Source organism: Vitreoscilla filiformis (genome assembly GCF_002222655.1).
Taxonomy (GTDB): Bacteria; Pseudomonadota; Gammaproteobacteria; order Burkholderiales; family Burkholderiaceae_C; genus Ideonella; species Ideonella filiformis.
The window spans coordinates 320,147-336,033 of the sequence record NZ_CP022423.1 but is presented as its reverse complement, the minus strand read 5'-3'; the positions used below and the strand labels follow the sequence as shown (position 1 = coordinate 336,033).

Here is a 15,887-nt window from a genome sequence, read left to right as displayed (position 1 = left end):
CGCACTGTGAGCGCCGTTCATGCCCCTGCTTTTCGCTACGTCACCGGGGGGACGTTGCCGCCCGACAGCCCCAGCTACATCACCCGCCCTTGTGATGCGGAGTTGCTGGCGCTGTGCCGCCAGGGTGAGTTTGCTTATGTGCTGTCCTCGCGGCAGATGGGCAAGTCCAGCCTCATGGCCCGCACCACAGCGGCTTTGTGGGCCGAGGGGCAGATCGTGGTGGCCATCGACCTCACCACCATCGGCAGCCAGCAAGTCAGTGCAGAGAGCTGGTATCTGGGGGTGCTGACGGAAATCGAGTCCGCCTGCATGCCGCAGACCGACGTGTTCAGTTGGTGGGAGGCCCATGCGCATCTGCCGCTGGCGCAGCGCATGTGGGCGTATGTCACCGAGGTGCTGCTGCCCGAGGTGCCGGGGCGCATCACGGTGCTGGTCGATGAAATTGACACCACCCTGGGGCTGGATTTCACCGATGATTTTTTTGCCCTCATCCGGGCCCTGCACAACCAGCGGGCGCAGCGGCCAGAGTTGGCGCGACTGTCGTTTGTGTTGCTGGGGGTGGCCACGCCGGGAGAGTTGATTCGGGATCCCAGCCGCACCCCTTTCAACATCGGGCAGCGTGTGGAGATCACCGACTTCTCTCCTGCTGAGGCGCGGCCCTTGCTGGCCGCACTGCAACAGCCCCCAGCCACCACCGACGCGCTGCTGGCCGCCGTGTTGCACTGGAGCGGCGGCCAGCCCTACCTGACGCAAAAATTGTGTGCGTTGCTCAGTGCCCAGGCCGTGACCGATCCGGCAGAGGTTCCTGCCTTGGTGGCGCATGAGCTGTTGAGCGAAAAGGGGCGCGGCGATCCGCACTTCCAGTTCGTGGCCGACTACCTGCTCCGAACCCCCGCCCCGTTGCAAACGGAACTGTTCGATGTGTGCGAGCGGGTGCTGCGCGGTCGGCGGGTGAGGGTGCAGGACACCTCGGTGGTTCACAACCGCTTGCGCTTGTCGGGGCTGATGCGGCGGGCCGATGGGTGTTTGCAGTGGCGCAATGGCCTGTATCGACAATTGTTCGGCATGGACTGGGTTCGCCTGCACCGCCCCACGTTCTGGACGCGAACCAACCAAATTTTGGTGGGCACCACGGTGCTGGCCAGTGGCGTGGCTGTGGGCTTCTTCAGTTTGTACGTGCAGGCGCAGGCGGCGATGCGCCAGGCCCGAGCGGGTGAGCTGGCCGCCGGGGTGACGGCCTCGCTGTTGCTGGGCGATCCCGACCGGGCCTTGTTGTTGGGTCACGCGGCGTTGAGGGTGAGTCAGCAAGGGGGCAACGTCAGTGCGGCGGCGTTCAAGGCCGCCGACGCCGCTCAAGCGGCCTTGCTGGGTTTGGTGGGCCACCAAGATCGGGTGTTCGCCGCAGCGTTCAGTGGGGACGGTACCCACATCGTGTCGGCCAGCGAGGACCACACGGCGCGTCTGTGGCATGCCCAGACTGGGCAAGAAATTCGGGCATTCCGGGGTCATCAGGGGCTGGTGCGCACGGTGGCGTTCAGCCAAGATGGTCAAGCAGTGGTGACGGCCAGTGACGATCGCAGCGCCCGGGTGTGGGCCGTGCCGACGGGTCAGGTGCTGGCGAATTTGACCGGCCACCATGGGCCGGTGACCACGGCGACGTTCCGCCCCGACGGCACGCAGGTGCTCACCAGCAGCACCGATGGCACCGCCCGGCTGTGGGATCGACGCACAGGGGCGCTGCTGGCCACCTTGAGCGGACATGCCGGTGGTGTCTGGGCCAGCACCTGGGATGCCCAAGGCCAACGGGTGCTGACCGCCAGCGACGACGCTACCGCCCGCATCTGGCAGTGGGATGGGCACACCGCCACGCTGGCGTTCGAACTCAAAGGGCATGCCGGGCCGATTCGTTCGGCGGTGTTCAGCCCAGACGGTCAATGGGTGGCCACCGCCAGCGATGACCGCACCGCTCGGCTGTGGCGGGCAGCCACCGGTGAGCTGGTCGGTGAGCTGCGCAGCCACCATGACATGGTGCGCTGGGTGGCTTTCAGTCCCGATGGCACGCGCTTGGTCACCGCCAGCGCGGACAAGTCCGCCCGGGTGTGGGATGTGAACCAGCTTCAGCGGCCTTTGCTGAAGCTCAAGGGCCACCAAGATTGGGTGCTGTCGGCGGTGTTCTCACCCGACAGCACCCAACTGGTGACCACCAGCGACGATCGCACCGCACGCTTGTGGGACATCCGCGAGACCAAAGGCAAAGGGGCATTGCTGACCGAGTTGCGTGGTCACGCGGCGGCGGTGCGTGGCGCGGCGTTCAGCCCGGACGGCACCCGTGTCGTCACGGCCAGCTCGGATCGCACCCTGAGGGTGTGGAGTGCGCGCAAGGACATGCCGCTGCGCACCATCGACGATCTGCGGGACTGGATCCGCAACGCGGCGTTCGACACCCAAGGCCACCGCCTCGTGACCACTGGGGCGGATGCGTTGACGCGGGTCTGGGATGTTCAGAATGAGAAGGTGTTGGCCGAATGGGTCAATCCGGCCAATGCTTCGACCCTGGTGGCGGCGTTCAACTTTGAGGGCAACCGGGTGGTGACAGGCAGCACCGACCGGCTGGTGCGGGTGTGGGACGTTGCCACCGGCCAGTTGAGTTTGACGCTGCCCCCACAGCGCGATTGGGTGCGCGTGGTCGCGTTCAACATCGACGGCTCCCGCATCCTGACGGCCAACGATGGCGGGCAGGTCAGCGTTTCCGACGGTTTGTTGGGTGGGCCGCCCCGCGTGACGATCGCCGCCCATGTGGGGGCCGTGTGGGCGGCGGCATTCAGCCTGGATGGTCGGCGCATCGTGACGGGGGGCGATGACCGCGTCGTGCGGATTTGGCAAGCATCGGACGGGGCGTTGCTGGCCGAGCTCAAAGGTCACCAAGACCGGGTGTTGTCGGTGGTGTTCAGCCCCGATGGTGGTTTGGTGGCCAGCAGCAGCCCCGATGGCACGACCAAGGTCTGGGATGTGGCACGAGGCGTTTTGCTGACCGAACTGACGGGGCACACGGGCACCGTGCGATCGGTGGTGTTCAGTGCGGACAGCCAACGCATCCTCACCGCCAGCGACGACGAAACGGCCCGCGTGTGGCGCGCTCGCGAAGGGGTGTTGTTGACCGAATTGAAAGGCCACCAAGAAGGCATCTTGGCCGCCAAATTCATGGCCGAGGGCCATCAGGTGATGACACTCGGCGTGGACAAAACCCTGCGCCTCTGGGACGTGACGCGCACCACCTACAGCCCCGCGCAGTTGTCGGCATGGATGGGGGCGCGGTTGCAGGCGCTGCACCGCCACACGCACCCGACCGAGTGTCAACTGTTCTTCCCGGCGGGCACATCCGATCGCCCCCCCGAGTGCGCTGGGCCTTGAGGTGCCTGAGGCGGGTGGGGGTCAGGCGGCTGCCGGCGTGCGGATCAGGTGATCGAAAGCCGACAGCGCCGCCTTGGCCCCTTCGCCCGTGGCGATGATGATTTGTTTGTAGGGCACCGTGGAGCAGTCCCCCGCCGCAAACACGCCCGGCACGCTGGTGTGGCACTTGGCGTCCACCATGATTTCGCCGAAGCGGTTCATCTCCACCACGCCCTTGGCGAATTCGGTGTTGGGCACCAGGCCGATCTGCACAAACACCCCCGCCAGTGCGGCTTCGTGTTCGGAGCCGCTCACGCGATCCTTCCAGCGCAGGCCGGTCATCTTCTGACCATCGCCGATGACTTCGGTGGTCTGGGCATTCACGTGGATGGTGACGTTGGGCAAGCTCTTCAACTTGTTCACCAGCACCTGATCGGCCTTCAGTTGGTCGGCGAATTCGAGCAAGGTCACGCTTTTGACGATGCCCGCCAAGTCGATCGCCGCTTCGACGCCGGAGTTACCGCCGCCGATCACCGCCACGTCCTTGCCCTTGAACAACGGGCCGTCGCAGTGCGGGCAGTAGGCCACGCCCTTGGTTTTGTACTCGGCTTCACCGGGCACATTCATGTTGCGCCAGCGGGCGCCCGTGGCCACGATCACCGTGCGGCCCTTCAACTCGCCGCCGTTGGCCAGTTTGACCGTGGTCAGCCCCCCGGTCTGTTCGGCGGGGATGAGCTGTTCGACACGCTGTTGTGTCATCACATCCACGTCGTAGGTGCGCACATGCGCTTCCAGGGCGGCGGCGAATTTCGGGCCTTGGGTTTCCGGCACCGAGATGAAGTTTTCGATGCCCAGCGTGTCCAGCGTTTGACCGCCGAAACGCTCGGCCAGCAAACCGGTGCGGATGCCCTTGCGCGCTGCGTACACCGCTGCCGCCGCGCCAGCCGGGCCACCGCCGACGATCAGCACATCGAAGGCCTCCTTCGCGTTCATGGCGGCGGCTTCGCGCTTGGCGGCGCCGGTGTCGATTTTGGCGAGGATGTCCTTCACCTCCATGCGGCCCGAGCCGAACGGCTGACCGTTCAGCGTGACGTAGGGCACGGCCATGATTTGTTTGGCTTCGACCTCGGCTTGGAACAGCCCACCATCCACCGCCACCGCTTGGATGCGCGGGTTGAAGGTGGCCATGAGGTGGAGGGCTTGCACCACGTCCGGGCAGTTGTGGCAGGTCAGGGACATGTAGACCTTGAAGCGGAAGTCCCCCTCCAACGCCTTGATCTGCTCGATCACCTCCGGCTCGACCTTGGGTGGATGACCACCGGCCCACAGCACCGCCAGAATCAGCGAGGTGAATTCATGGCCCATGGGGATGGCGGCGAAACGCACCTCGCCCCCCGCACCGTTGGCCCGGCGGATTTGGAACGAGGGACGGCGTTCGGCCTGGCCATCGACGCGCAAGCTGATCTTGCCGGGTGCTGCGGCGGCCACTTCGGTGAGCAGCTCGCGCATTTCAGCCGAAGCGGGGCGATCGTCCAAACTGGCCACCAGCTCCACGGGCTGGCTGATGCGCTGGAAATAGGCTTGCAGCTGGGCTTGGGTGTTGGTGTCCAACATGGTGTCGTGTCCTTTCGATGCAGGTCGGGTGTCTCAATGCCCTCATGGTAGGACGGGGGCGTGATTGGCGGGTTTGATTGATCCAATCTCACCCATATGCAAAACCTATCGGCTTGGCGGGAATGCTTCGGCCAGCGCTTGCACGTGTCCGGCCCGCCCAGCGTGGTAGCCCGGCAAGGCATCGACTTCCGCATGAAACGCCGCCGAGCGCAGCACCGTCAATACCGCGTGCAGCGCGGGGGTGTCCAAGGTCGAAGCCCGGCAGAGCAGGAAATAACGCTCGCTGGCCAAGGGCAAAAAATCAAGGCGGAAGTGGCGGGCGGGGGTTTCCAAGCCGAAGCCCACATCGGCCATGCCACTGGCCACGAACGCGGCCACGGCAGCATGGGTGAACTCGCCCTGTTCAAACCCCGGGATGCGTTGCGGCGAAACGCCCGCCTGCGCCAGCAGCCCTTCCAGCAAAAAGCGCGTGCCCGAACCCGCTTGGCGGTTGATGAAGCGCACGCCGGGGCGGGTGAGGTCGGCCAGTTCGTAGAGTTTGGCGGGGTTGCCGGCGGGCAGCATCAGACCCTGGCGGCGGGTGGCGATGTCGATGAGTTGCCAATCTGGCCGACCCAGCCAAGGCGCGTAGTGGGCCAGCGCGGCGGCTTGCAGAGGGCCTTCGGGCAGGTGAAGGCCGGCCAGATCGCAGGCGCCATCGTGCAGCGCGGCGGCGGCTTCGACGCTGCTGCCGTAGCGGCGCTCCACCGTCACCCCTTGGCGGCCCAGCGCTTGTACCAGCGCTTCGACGGCAAACCCATGGCTCGCGTGCAGCCGAAGCTGGGGCGGATCGGCGCCCAAGGCTTGGCTGAGTCCGGCGGCCAGTTCGCAGGCCAGCGAGTCCAGCACCGGGCCGAGTCGGGCGGTGATGCGGTGATCGGCCCACACCAACTGCGCGCCCAGCGGCGTGAGGGTCGAGCCCTTGCCGCGTGCCATGTGCAACAGCGGGGCATCGAGCGCGGCCTCGCCTTGGCGCACGAGATCCCAACCGTGGCGATAGCTCATGCCCAAACGCTCACAGGCGGCCAGCAGGCTGCCTTGGGCTTGTACCTGCACCAACAGGGCCAGCAGGCGTTCTGGCAGAGGCGGGCCGCCGTCCGCATCCTGAATCGACCACACCGGGCGGATGGTGACGCGGGTGGCGCGGAGGCTGCGCTTCACGCCTCCAGCACCTCAAAGCCGACGATGTTGCGATCCACCTTGCTGAACTCCACCCCGATGAGGCGGATGGGCTCGCCGCGTGCGCGGTATTTTTCGGCGTAGCCCCGGGCTTGCAGTTGCGCCAGGGCGCGGCCTTCGGGCACGAGTTCCACCACCTTGAACTCGAACAGCCAGACGGTGCCGAAGGCCAACACCGTCATGTCGATGCGACCGTGGTTGGTGGCATCTTCCAGCCGGATCTCCAACCCCGCCGCCGCAAAGTGGCTGTAAACGATGCTGGCGTAGTAGCCCTCGAAGCCCGCCAGCTCGTTGCGGCGATACCAGTCGTGCGGGATGCTGGCAAAAAAAGCGTGGAACAGTGCCCGCAGACTGGCCGCATCCCCGTTGCGCAGCAGTTTGAGCAATTGCAGACGGGTGGCCAGCGCGGGGCGATCCGGCACGCCGTAGCCTTTGAGCAGGGCGCCGTTCAGGCTGGTTTCGACCTCGCGGTTCGGATAGCCCAGGGTGTAGACCCACTGCGCCCGTGAGATTTCCTCGCGTCCGCGCAGCGTGAGGTAGCCGGTCTGGAACAGCAGCGCTTCAGGCGGGATTTCATCCACATCAAAGGAGCCGATGAGCTGCTCCATCGCCATCACCTGGCTCAGATCGGGGGTGAAGAACTGGCGCTCGGCCAGGAGCTTGACCAGAAACGTCGGCGTGCCGGTTTCAAACCAGTAGGGCTGGAACTCGCGCTTGTCCAACAACAGCAGCACGTCGAACGGGTTGTAAACGCCTTCGCCCAACCAGTTGTAGCCGTTGTACCAGCGGCGAATTTCCTCCGGATCCAGCCCAAGCAACTCGGGTGCAAACACCGTTTTCAGCTCGTGTTCGGTGTAACCGCACAGGGTGGCGCAGCGCTTGTCCAGGGTGATGTCCTGCAAGTGGTTCAGGCCCGAAAACAGGCTCACCTTGCTGAACTTGCTCACGCCCGTGAGGAAGACGAAGCGCAAATGTGCATCCGCTCCCTTGAGGACGGAGTAAAGGTTTTTCAGACCTTCACGCATCTGGCGGGCGGTGTCGGGCACGCTGAGGTTGTCGAGGATGGGTTTGTCGTACTCGTCGATCAGCACCACCACCGGGGCGCCATGTTGACGGTGGGCTTGGCGGATCAGATCGACGAAATTGCTCGTCACATCCCCAGGTGCAATGCGCTCTGGCAGCGGCAGGCCCAGCGCTTCGCGGTTGCCGTGCAGCAGCTCGGCGATGCGCCGATCCAGCTCGGCGCGGCTTTGCAACACACCATCTGAAAAACTGAGGTGAATGACGGGATGACGCTGCGCCCAGTCCCAGCGCGATTCGGCGGCCAATCCGGTGAACAGCGCCCGGTTGCCTTCGAACAGCTCTTTGAAGGTATCGACCAGCAGGCTTTTGCCGAAGCGCCGAGGGCGGCTCAGGAAGTAGGCCCGACCCCGTTCGGCCAGATCGACGGCCTGCCCGGTTTTGTCCACATAGTAGTAACCACCCTCGCGGATGATGCGGAAGGTTTGGATGCCAATCGGCAGCTTGCGGCGGAAGGGTAGGGCGCTCATGGAATCGCATTTTCAGGCGTGTGCGTCCCCTTCGGGTCAACCCTTTAGGAGCTGCACAGCACATGCCAGGCGCCGATGGGCTCATATTGCGCCGTTGCCGTTCTGGCGCCACCATGCGCGCCCACTGCCCCTGCCGTCGCCAAGGTGCCCGCCATGCCAGAAGCCCCGTTGCTCGCCGATTTGATCGTGCATCATCGCGCCACCCCCGGCGCCCTCCTGCCCTTGCTGCACGCCGTGCAAGACGCCTTCGGCCACATCCCGTCCGAAGCGGTGCCCGCCATCGCCGAGGCGCTCAACCTCTCGCGGGCCGAGGTGCATGGCGTCATCACCTATTACCACCACTTCCGCCAGTGGCCCGCCGGGCGGCATGTGGTTCAGGTGTGCCAAGCCGAGTCCTGCCAAGCCTGCGGCAGCCGGGCACTCACGGCGGCGGCTGAACGCATCTTCGGCTGCGCCCTGGGCCAAACCCGTGCCGACGGCGCCGTGACGCTGGAAGCGGTGTACTGCTTGGGCCTGTGCGCCCAATCGCCCGCCGTTCAGGTGGATGAGCGGCTGCACGCCCGTGTGAGTGAGGCCAAGCTGGCGCGCATCGCCCAACAACTGGGCGTGCAGGAGGTGGCAGCATGAGCACCGTTCAACTGTTTGTGCCCCGCGACGCCGCCGCCCTGGCCGCTGGCGCCGACGAGGTGGCCGAAGCCCTGCAAGCCGCCTGCGCCCAGCGCGGCGTGACGCTCAACCTCACCCGCAACGGCTCACGTGGCCTGTTGTGGCTGGAGCCGCTGGTGGAAGTGGTCACGCCGCACGGGCGCATCGCTTACGGCCCGGTGCAGCCGGAAGATGTGCCCGCGCTGCTGGACGACGCGCACTTGCTCACCGGTGGTTTCATGCCCGAGGGCGACGTATCCCCCTCTCCCCGACCCTCTCCCACGAGGGGAGAGGGAGCAATGCATTCAAAGCCCCTCTCCCCTTGTGGGAGAGGGGTTGGGGAGAGGGGGCAACACACCAGCGATGACATGACCGTAGTAGCGCATCCACTGCGCCACGGCGTCACCGAGCAGATGCCGTACTTGGTGATGCAAGAGCGCCTGACCTTCCGCCGCATTGGTGTCACCGACCCACTGAGCCTGGCGGACTACGAAGCACACGACGGCTGGGCCGGCCTGCGCAAGGCGCTCACCCTCACCAGCGCCGAGTTGCTGCATGAAGTCACCCACTCGGGCCTGCGCGGGCGTGGTGGCGCGGCGTTTCCGGCGGGCATCAAATGGAAGACGGTGGCGCACGCCCACGCGGCGCAAAAGTACGTGGTGTGCAACGCCGACGAGGGCGATTCCGGCACCTTCGCCGACCGCATGGTGATGGAGGGCGACCCGTTCATGCTGATCGAAGGCATGGCCATCGCTGCGCTGGCGGTGGGCGCTACGCAAGGTTTCATCTACATCCGCAGCGAGTACCCGCACGCGCTGGCGGTGATGAACGAAGCGATTGAGCGCGCCAGCGCTGCCGGTTTCCTCGGTGAGAACGTGTTGGGCAGCGGTCGAACCTTCCACCTGCACACCCGCAAGGCGGCGGGTGCCTACGTGTGTGGCGAGGAAACAGCGATGCTCGAAAGCCTCGAAGGCAAACGCGGCATCGTGCGGGCCAAGCCGCCGTTGCCGGCGCTGTCGGGGCTGTTCGGCCAGCCCACCGTCATCAATAACGTGCTGACGCTGGCGGCGGTACCGTTCATCTTGGCGCGGGGTGCGCAGGCGTATCGGGATTACGGCGTGGGTCGCTCACACGGCACGCTGCCGTTCCAACTGGCCGGCAACATCAAGCACGGCGGGCTGGTGGAAAAAGCGTTTGGCCTCAGCTTGCGAGAGCTCATCTACGGTTTTGGCGGCGGCACGCGCAGCGGTCGGCCAGTGAAAGCGGTCCAAGTGGGCGGCCCGCTGGGCGCCTATGTGCCCGAATCGCTCTGGGATGTGCCGCTCGATTACGAAGCCTACGCCGCTCACGGCGCGGTGCTGGGCCACGGCGGCATCGTGGTGCATGACGACACGGCCAACCTCGCCGAACTGGCGCGCTACGCCTTTGAGTTTTGCGCCGCCGAGAGCTGCGGCAAATGCACGCCCTGCCGCATCGGCTCAACGCGGGGCGTGGAGGTGATGCAGCGCATCGAACGCACTGCCCCGGCGGGCGCAGCGCCCAACGCTGCGCAGCACGCCCAGCAACTCACCCTGCTGCGCGATTTGTGCGACACGATGCAGCACGGCAGCCTGTGCGCCATGGGCGGCATGACACCCTACCCGGTGCTTTCCGCGCTGAATCACTATCCGCAGGATTTTGGGGTGGCGGCGGCCCCCTCTCCCCAGCCCTCTCCCACGAGGGGAGAGGGAGCCCAAACCCAGCGCACGTGAAGGCCAGGCTCGCCTGCCCCAAACGCGCAGGACTCGCGCATCACACAAAGCCCCTCTCCCCTTGTGGGAGAGGGGTTGGGGAGAGGGGAAACCTCCCCCACCACACCAGAAGGTCTGACATGAGCTGCTCCAACTGCACCTGCGCCAGCTTCTCCGCCACCACGCCGCTGCGTGAGGTGGATTTCGGCACCCCCGCCCGCACCTCTGACCAGACGGTGAACCTCCTCATCGACGGTCGTTCCGTGAGCGTACCCGCTGGTACTTCGCTGATGCGTGCCGCCGTGGACGCGGGAATCCAAGTGCCCAAGCTCTGCGCCACCGACATGCTGGAGCCCTTTGGCTCGTGCCGACTGTGTTTGGTGGAGATTGAGGGGCGACGCGGCTACCCCGCCTCCTGCACCACGCCCGCTGAAAACGGCATGGTGGTGCGCACCCAAACGCCGAAACTCCAACAACTGCGCCAGGGCGTGATGGAGCTGTACATCTCCGATCACCCATTGGATTGCCTGACGTGCAGCGCCAACGGCCACTGCGAGCTGCAAACCCAGGCCGGCGTGGTCGGCTTGCGTGCGGTGCGCTACGGCGTGGCCGGGCAGGCGGTGGCCGGCGTGTCCGGTGCCCACCACTGCGACGCGGCGGCGGACACCTCCAACCCCTATTTCACCTACGACGCCAGCAAGTGCATCGTCTGCAACCGCTGCGTGCGAGCCTGTGAGGAGGTGCAGGGCACGTTTGCGCTCACCATCGCTGGGCGCGGGTTTGAGAGCCGTGTTTCGCCCGGCCAGAGCCAGCCTTTCATGCAAAGCGAGTGCGTGAGCTGCGGTGCCTGCGTCGAAGCGTGCCCAACGGCCACGCTGCAAGAAAACTCGGTGATCCAGCTCGGCCAGCCCGAGCACGCCCTGCTGACTACCTGCGCTTATTGCGGTGTGGGCTGCGGCTTCAAGGCCGAAATGAAGGGCAACACCGTGGTGCGCATGGTGCCTTGGAAGGACGGCCAGGCCAACGAAGGCCACGCGTGCATCAAAGGTCGCTTCGCTTGGTGCTACGCCACGCACAAGGATCGCATCACGAAGCCGATGATCCGCGAGCGCATCACCGACCCGTGGCGGGAAGTGAGTTGGGACGAAGCCATCGGCTACGCTGCCCAGCGTTTCCAAGCCATTCAAGCCCAGCACGGGCGCGATGCCGTGGGCGGCCTCACCTCCAGCCGCTGCACCAACGAGGAAACCTACCTCGTGCAAAAGCTCATCCGCGCCGCGTTCGGCACCAACAACGTGGACACTTGCGCCCGCGTCTGCCATTCGCCCACCGGCTACGGCTTGGGGCAAACCTTTGGCACCTCCGCCGGCACGCAAACCTTCAAGAGCGTGGAACAGGCCGATGTGGTGCTGGTGATCGGCGCCAACCCCACCGACGCGCACCCGGTGTTCGGCTCACGCCTGAAAAAACGCCTGCGCCAAGGCGCCCAGCTCATCGTCATTGACCCGCGCCGCATCGAGTTGGTGAACGCGCCGCACATCCGCGCCGCGCACCATCTGGCGCTGCGGCCCGGCACCAACGTGGCGATGATCACCGCGCTGGCGCACGTCATCGTCACCGAAGATTTGGTGAACGAAGCCTATGTGGCCGAGCGCTGCGACGCCAAAAGCTTCAACGATTGGCGCGCATTCGTCGCCCGCCCGGAAAACTCGCCCGAAGCGTTTGAGGCTGAAACCGGCGTGCCCGCTGCCGAAGTGCGCGCCGCTGCCCGGCTCTACGCCAGCGGGCCGAACTCCGCCATCTATTACGGCTTGGGCGTGACGGAGCACGCACAAGGCTCCACCATGGTGATCGGCATTGCCAATTTGGCGATGGCTTGCGGCATGGTCGGGCGCGAGGGCGTGGGCGTGAACCCACTGCGCGGCCAGAACAACGTGCAAGGCAGTTGCGACATGGGCAGCTTCCCGCATGAGCTGCCCGGCTACCGCCACATCTCCGACACGACGGTGCGCAGCCAGTTTGAAGCCGTCTGGGGCGTGCCGCTCAACCCTGAGCCGGGCTTGCGCATCACCAACATGCTGGACGCGGCGCTGGATGGCAGCTTCAAAGGGCTGTACTGCCAGGGCGAAGACATCTTGCAGTCTGACCCGAACACCCAGCACGTCAGCGCGGCGCTGGCGGCGATGGAATGCGTGGTGGTGCAAGACCTGTTTTTGAACGAGACGGCGCAGTACGCCCATGTTTTCCTGCCCGGCGCCAGTTTTTTGGAGAAGGACGGCACCTTCACCAACGCCGAGCGCCGCATCAGCCGCGTGCGCCAGGCCATGCCGCCACTGGCTGGGCTGGCCGATTGGCAGGTGACGGTGAAACTCGCCAACGCCCTGGGCTACCCCATGCACTACGCCCACCCCGAGGAAGTGATGCAGGAGATTGCCGCGCTCACGCCCAGTTTTGCCGGCGTGAGCTACGCCAAGCTGGAGCGCCTGGGCAGCGTGCAATGGCCCTGCAACGACGGCACCGACGAAGCCGGTACCGCCACCATGCACCGCGAGCGGTTTGTGCGCGGACGGGGGCGTTTCCTCATCACCCAATACGTGGCCAGCGATGAGAAGGTGACGCGGCGCTTTCCGCTGCTGCTGACCACCGGGCGCATCCTCAGCCAGTACAACGTGGGCGCGCAGACGCGGCGCACCGAGAACTCCCGCTGGCACGACGAAGACCGGCTGGACATCCACCCTCACGACGCCCAAGAGCGCGGCATCGCCGACGGTGATTGGGTGGGCATCGCCAGCCGCGCCGGGGAAACGGTGCTGCGTGCCCGGCTCACCGAGAAAATGCAACCGGGGGTGGTTTACACCACCTTCCACCATCCGGGCTCGGGCGCCAACGTCATCACCACGGATTCGTCCGACTGGGCGACGAACTGCCCGGAATACAAGGTGACCGCCGTGCAAGTGAGCAAAGTGCCCGCTCACCAGCTTGCCCCGTGGCAGCGCGAGTACGCCGATTTTCACCGCCACCAGCTCGATTTGCTGGCCCAAGCCCACCCGACCGCCTGACGTTGGAGCCGCCATGGACATTCGCACACTGACACACATGGCCAACCGCATCGGCCAGTTTTACGAGGCCCAGCCGGATCGGGCCGAGGCGCTGGTCGGTATCGCCCAGCACATCGAAAAGTTCTGGGAGCCGAGGATGCGCCGCGCCTTGGCCGCCCATTTGGCCGCCGGGGGGGAAGGTGTTCATCTGTGGGTGCGCGAAGCCCTGCGCGGCTGAGGACGAAAAAAAACCGGCCCGTTGGGGGCCGGTTGGGCACATGCGGCGCGACGTTCGTCAGCGCCACACGCCGAACATCATCAGATCTTGCCGACCAGGTCCAGCGACGGAGCCAGGGTCTTGGCGCCTTCCTTCCACTTGGCCGGGCAGACTTGGCCAGGGTTGGCGGCGGTGTATTGGGCGGCCTTCAGCTTGCGCAGGGTTTCCGACACGTCACGGGCGATTTCGTTGCTGTGGATTTCAGCGGTCTTGATCACGCCTTCCGGGTTGATGATGAAGGTGCCGCGCAGCGACAGGCCTTCTTCCGGGATGTGAACGCCAAAAGCGTTGGTCAGGGTGTGGGTCGGGTCGCCGACCAGGGGGAACTTGGCCTTGCCCACGGCCGGCGAGGTCTCGTGCCACACCTTGTGCGAGAAGTGGGTGTCGGTGGTGACGATGTACACCTCAGCGCCAGCGGCTTGGAAGGCGGCGTAGTTGTCGGCAGCGTCTTCGATTTCGGTCGGGCAGTTGAAGGTGAAAGCCGCCGGCATGAAGATCAGCACGGACCACTTGCCCTTCAGGGATTCGTCGGACACGGCGATGAATTCGCCCTTGCCATCACGGTTGACGAAGGCGGTGGTCTTGAACGGCTGAACGGCGGTGTTGATGATCGACATGGAGCTGTTTCCTCGGTTGGTTGAAGCGGCCCATCTCAGGCCACGGGACGCATCTTAGGCGGCGCCGCTGATGTCGTGGATTGATTGATCAAAAGGCCGCGATAGCCTCAGCCTATTGCCCCGCCGCAGGCACGGGTGGGGCGATGTGCTCGGCGTAGTCGTACAGCGCTTCGAGCAGGGCTTGGCCGCGCTCGTCGGCGGTTTCTTGCAGGGTGTCCAGGCGCTCAAAGAACGCTGGCAGCGTCAGCGATCCGCCTGCGCCTTGATGCAGCCGGCGGGTGCAATGCTGCTGCCAGCGTTCGCGCTCGCCATCCAACAAGGTGTCCGGCGCGTTGCGGGCACGCCAGCGGAACACCAGCTCGCCGAGCCGGGGGTCGTCGAAACCGGCGCGGGGCCAAGCGGGGTCGTCTGCTGGGAGTTTGCGCAGGCGATCCAGGCGGGCACGATCGGGTTTATCGAGAAAACCGCCGTACAGGTTTTCATCCACATCCACCGGCTGACTCTGGGCCGATTCGGGGCGGGCGAACACGTCGGGCCACAGGCCAGCCAACCGAGCGCCGTGGCGGGCGCATTGTTCCGCGTGGCGCAGGGCTTGATCCAGATCGATCGACCAGCGCTGCAACACGGCGGGCGTCAACACCTTGAGGTTGCCCACCACGATGGGGGATTTGTTGATGTGCAGCGTCTTGATCGGCAACCGCGTGACGCCTTCGGGCAATTCATCGCTGCGGGTGAACAGGCGTTGGCGGATCTCATCCACACCCAGGCTGAACAGCTCGGCGGGGTTTTCCGCCAAATCCCACAGGATGATTTCGTTGCGGTTGCTCGGATGCGGCGCCAGCGGCCACACCAACGCCATGCACCCGCGCTGCGGGCCGTACATGCCGGAGATGTGAACGAATGGCCGGCCCACGCCCATTTCTTCCAACACGGCGGTTTTGTGGCGCAGCTTGAGGCAGAACGCCCAGAGCTTGGGTTGGGCTTGACGCATCCGCCGCGCCAGGGCAAGGGTGGCGCGCACGTCCGAGAGCGCATCGTGGGCCTGTTCGTGGCTCAGGCCGTTGGCCCGGCTGAGGTCTTCGAGTTTGAAGGACACGCGCCCGTCTTCATGCGTGGGCCATTCCATGCCTTCGGGGCGCAGGGCGTACATGCAGCGCACCACGTCCAGCACGTCCCAACGGCCACAGCCGTTTTGCCATTCGCGGGCGTAGGGGTCGATGAGGTTGCGCCAGAACAGGTGGCGCGTCACCTCGTCATCAAATCGGATGGTGTTGTAGCCCACCCCGACCGTCCCCGGCCGCCCCAGCTCGGCCTCGATGCGGGCGGCAAACTGGTGCTCGGGCACACCTTCGGCCAGACACTGTTGGGGCAGCAGGCCGGTCAACAAGCAGGCTTCGGGGTCGGGCAAATAATCCGGGGCGGGTTGGCAGAGCAGGCTCACCGGGTCGCCGATTTCGTTCAGATCGGCGTCGGTGCGGATGCCGGCAAACTGGGCCGGTCGGTCACGGCGAGGCACGCGGCCAAAGGTCTCGTAGTCGTGCCAGAAAAAGCTGAGGTCGGTCATGGCGTGACCATACCGCATCGCTGCCGCCCTGTTCACACGCCGGGGGGATCTTCGCGGTTGGGCGCCCGTGGTCTTGTCGAAGGGCAACGGTGCCTGAACCAGCGCAGAACCAGAAGCCCAGCCGCCCAGTAGAAGCAGAGGTTCAGAAGCATCGGCCCGGGGCGAATGGTGTCTTCTCCGAAGGAAAGCTGGTGTTCTACAGAGATTCCCGGAGCGTCGATGAGGTAGGCCAGAGGGAAGCCGC

General features: G+C 65.6%; 10 protein-coding genes. 5 read left to right on the top strand and 5 right to left on the bottom strand.

What is annotated here, in order from left to right:
• Positions 1 to 6: 6 nt before the first annotated feature.
• The gene (locus VITFI_RS01575; protein WP_089415510.1) at positions 7 to 3,411 is read left to right on the top strand and encodes an AAA-like domain-containing protein; all 3,405 of its coding nucleotides are present in this window, start codon (positions 7 to 9) and stop codon (positions 3,409 to 3,411) included.
• A gap of 21 nt (positions 3,412 to 3,432) precedes the next feature.
• On the opposite strand, the gene ahpF is transcribed toward VITFI_RS01575, so the two are convergent.
• From ahpF to VITFI_RS01560, 3 genes are all read right to left on the bottom strand, one after another.
• Entirely contained in the window at positions 3,433 to 5,004 is a 1,572-nt protein-coding gene (gene ahpF / locus VITFI_RS01570; protein WP_089415509.1) for an alkyl hydroperoxide reductase subunit F, read from the bottom strand.
• 105 nt (positions 5,005 to 5,109) lie between these two features.
• Positions 5,110 to 6,204, bottom strand: a complete 1,095-nt coding sequence (locus VITFI_RS01565) for a substrate-binding domain-containing protein (protein WP_089415508.1) — start codon at positions 6,202 to 6,204, stop codon at positions 5,110 to 5,112.
• Positions 6,201 to 7,772, bottom strand: a complete 1,572-nt coding sequence (locus VITFI_RS01560) for an ATP-binding protein (protein WP_089415507.1) — start codon at positions 7,770 to 7,772, stop codon at positions 6,201 to 6,203. The genes VITFI_RS01565 and VITFI_RS01560 overlap by 4 nt, the downstream gene beginning before the upstream one ends.
• 153 nt (positions 7,773 to 7,925) lie before the next feature.
• Between VITFI_RS01560 and VITFI_RS01555 the strand changes: the two genes are divergently transcribed.
• From VITFI_RS01555 to VITFI_RS01540, 4 genes are all read left to right on the top strand, one after another.
• Entirely contained in the window at positions 7,926 to 8,399 is a 474-nt protein-coding gene (locus VITFI_RS01555; protein WP_089415506.1) for a formate dehydrogenase subunit gamma, read from the top strand.
• Positions 8,396 to 10,168, top strand: a complete 1,773-nt coding sequence (locus tag VITFI_RS01550; protein WP_232476649.1) for a formate dehydrogenase beta subunit — start codon at positions 8,396 to 8,398, stop codon at positions 10,166 to 10,168. Before VITFI_RS01555 ends, VITFI_RS01550 begins: the two co-directional genes overlap by 4 nt.
• Positions 10,169 to 10,287: 119 nt before the next feature.
• Positions 10,288 to 13,206 carry a formate dehydrogenase subunit alpha gene (gene fdhF, locus VITFI_RS01545; protein ID WP_089415505.1) on the top strand — a complete coding sequence of 973 codons (2,919 nt, stop codon included), beginning with the start codon at positions 10,288 to 10,290 and terminating at the stop codon, positions 13,204 to 13,206.
• A gap of 13 nt (positions 13,207 to 13,219) precedes the next feature.
• Positions 13,220 to 13,423 (top strand): formate dehydrogenase subunit delta, encoded by a 204-nt coding sequence (locus tag VITFI_RS01540; protein ID WP_089415504.1) that lies wholly within the window; start codon positions 13,220 to 13,222, stop codon positions 13,421 to 13,423.
• 80 nt (positions 13,424 to 13,503) lie between these two features.
• Here VITFI_RS01540 and ahpC read toward each other — a convergent pair whose 3' ends face one another.
• On the bottom strand, positions 13,504 to 14,079 hold the full coding sequence (ahpC, locus tag VITFI_RS01535; RefSeq protein WP_089415503.1) for an alkyl hydroperoxide reductase subunit C: 576 nt from the start codon (positions 14,077 to 14,079) through the stop codon (positions 13,504 to 13,506).
• Between the two features lie 112 nt (positions 14,080 to 14,191).
• The gene (sbcB, locus tag VITFI_RS01530; RefSeq protein ID WP_089415502.1) at positions 14,192 to 15,643 is read right to left on the bottom strand and encodes an exodeoxyribonuclease I; all 1,452 of its coding nucleotides are present in this window, start codon (positions 15,641 to 15,643) and stop codon (positions 14,192 to 14,194) included.
• Positions 15,644 to 15,887 lie beyond the last annotated feature (244 nt).

Coding starts and splice junctions, on each gene's coding strand:
- VITFI_RS01550 (WP_232476649.1), top strand. CDS start 8,396: ATGAGCACCGTTCAACTGTTTGTGCCCCGCGACGCCGCCGCCCTGGCC.
- sbcB (WP_089415502.1), bottom strand. CDS start 15,643: ATGACCGACCTCAGCTTTTTCTGGCACGACTACGAGACCTTTGGCCGC.
- VITFI_RS01560 (WP_089415507.1), bottom strand. CDS start 7,772: ATGAGCGCCCTACCCTTCCGCCGCAAGCTGCCGATTGGCATCCAAACC.
- fdhF (WP_089415505.1), top strand. CDS start 10,288: ATGAGCTGCTCCAACTGCACCTGCGCCAGCTTCTCCGCCACCACGCCG.
- VITFI_RS01540 (WP_089415504.1), top strand. CDS start 13,220: ATGGACATTCGCACACTGACACACATGGCCAACCGCATCGGCCAGTTT.
- ahpF (WP_089415509.1), bottom strand. CDS start 5,004: ATGTTGGACACCAACACCCAAGCCCAGCTGCAAGCCTATTTCCAGCGC.
- VITFI_RS01555 (WP_089415506.1), top strand. CDS start 7,926: ATGCCAGAAGCCCCGTTGCTCGCCGATTTGATCGTGCATCATCGCGCC.
- ahpC (WP_089415503.1), bottom strand. CDS start 14,079: ATGTCGATCATCAACACCGCCGTTCAGCCGTTCAAGACCACCGCCTTC.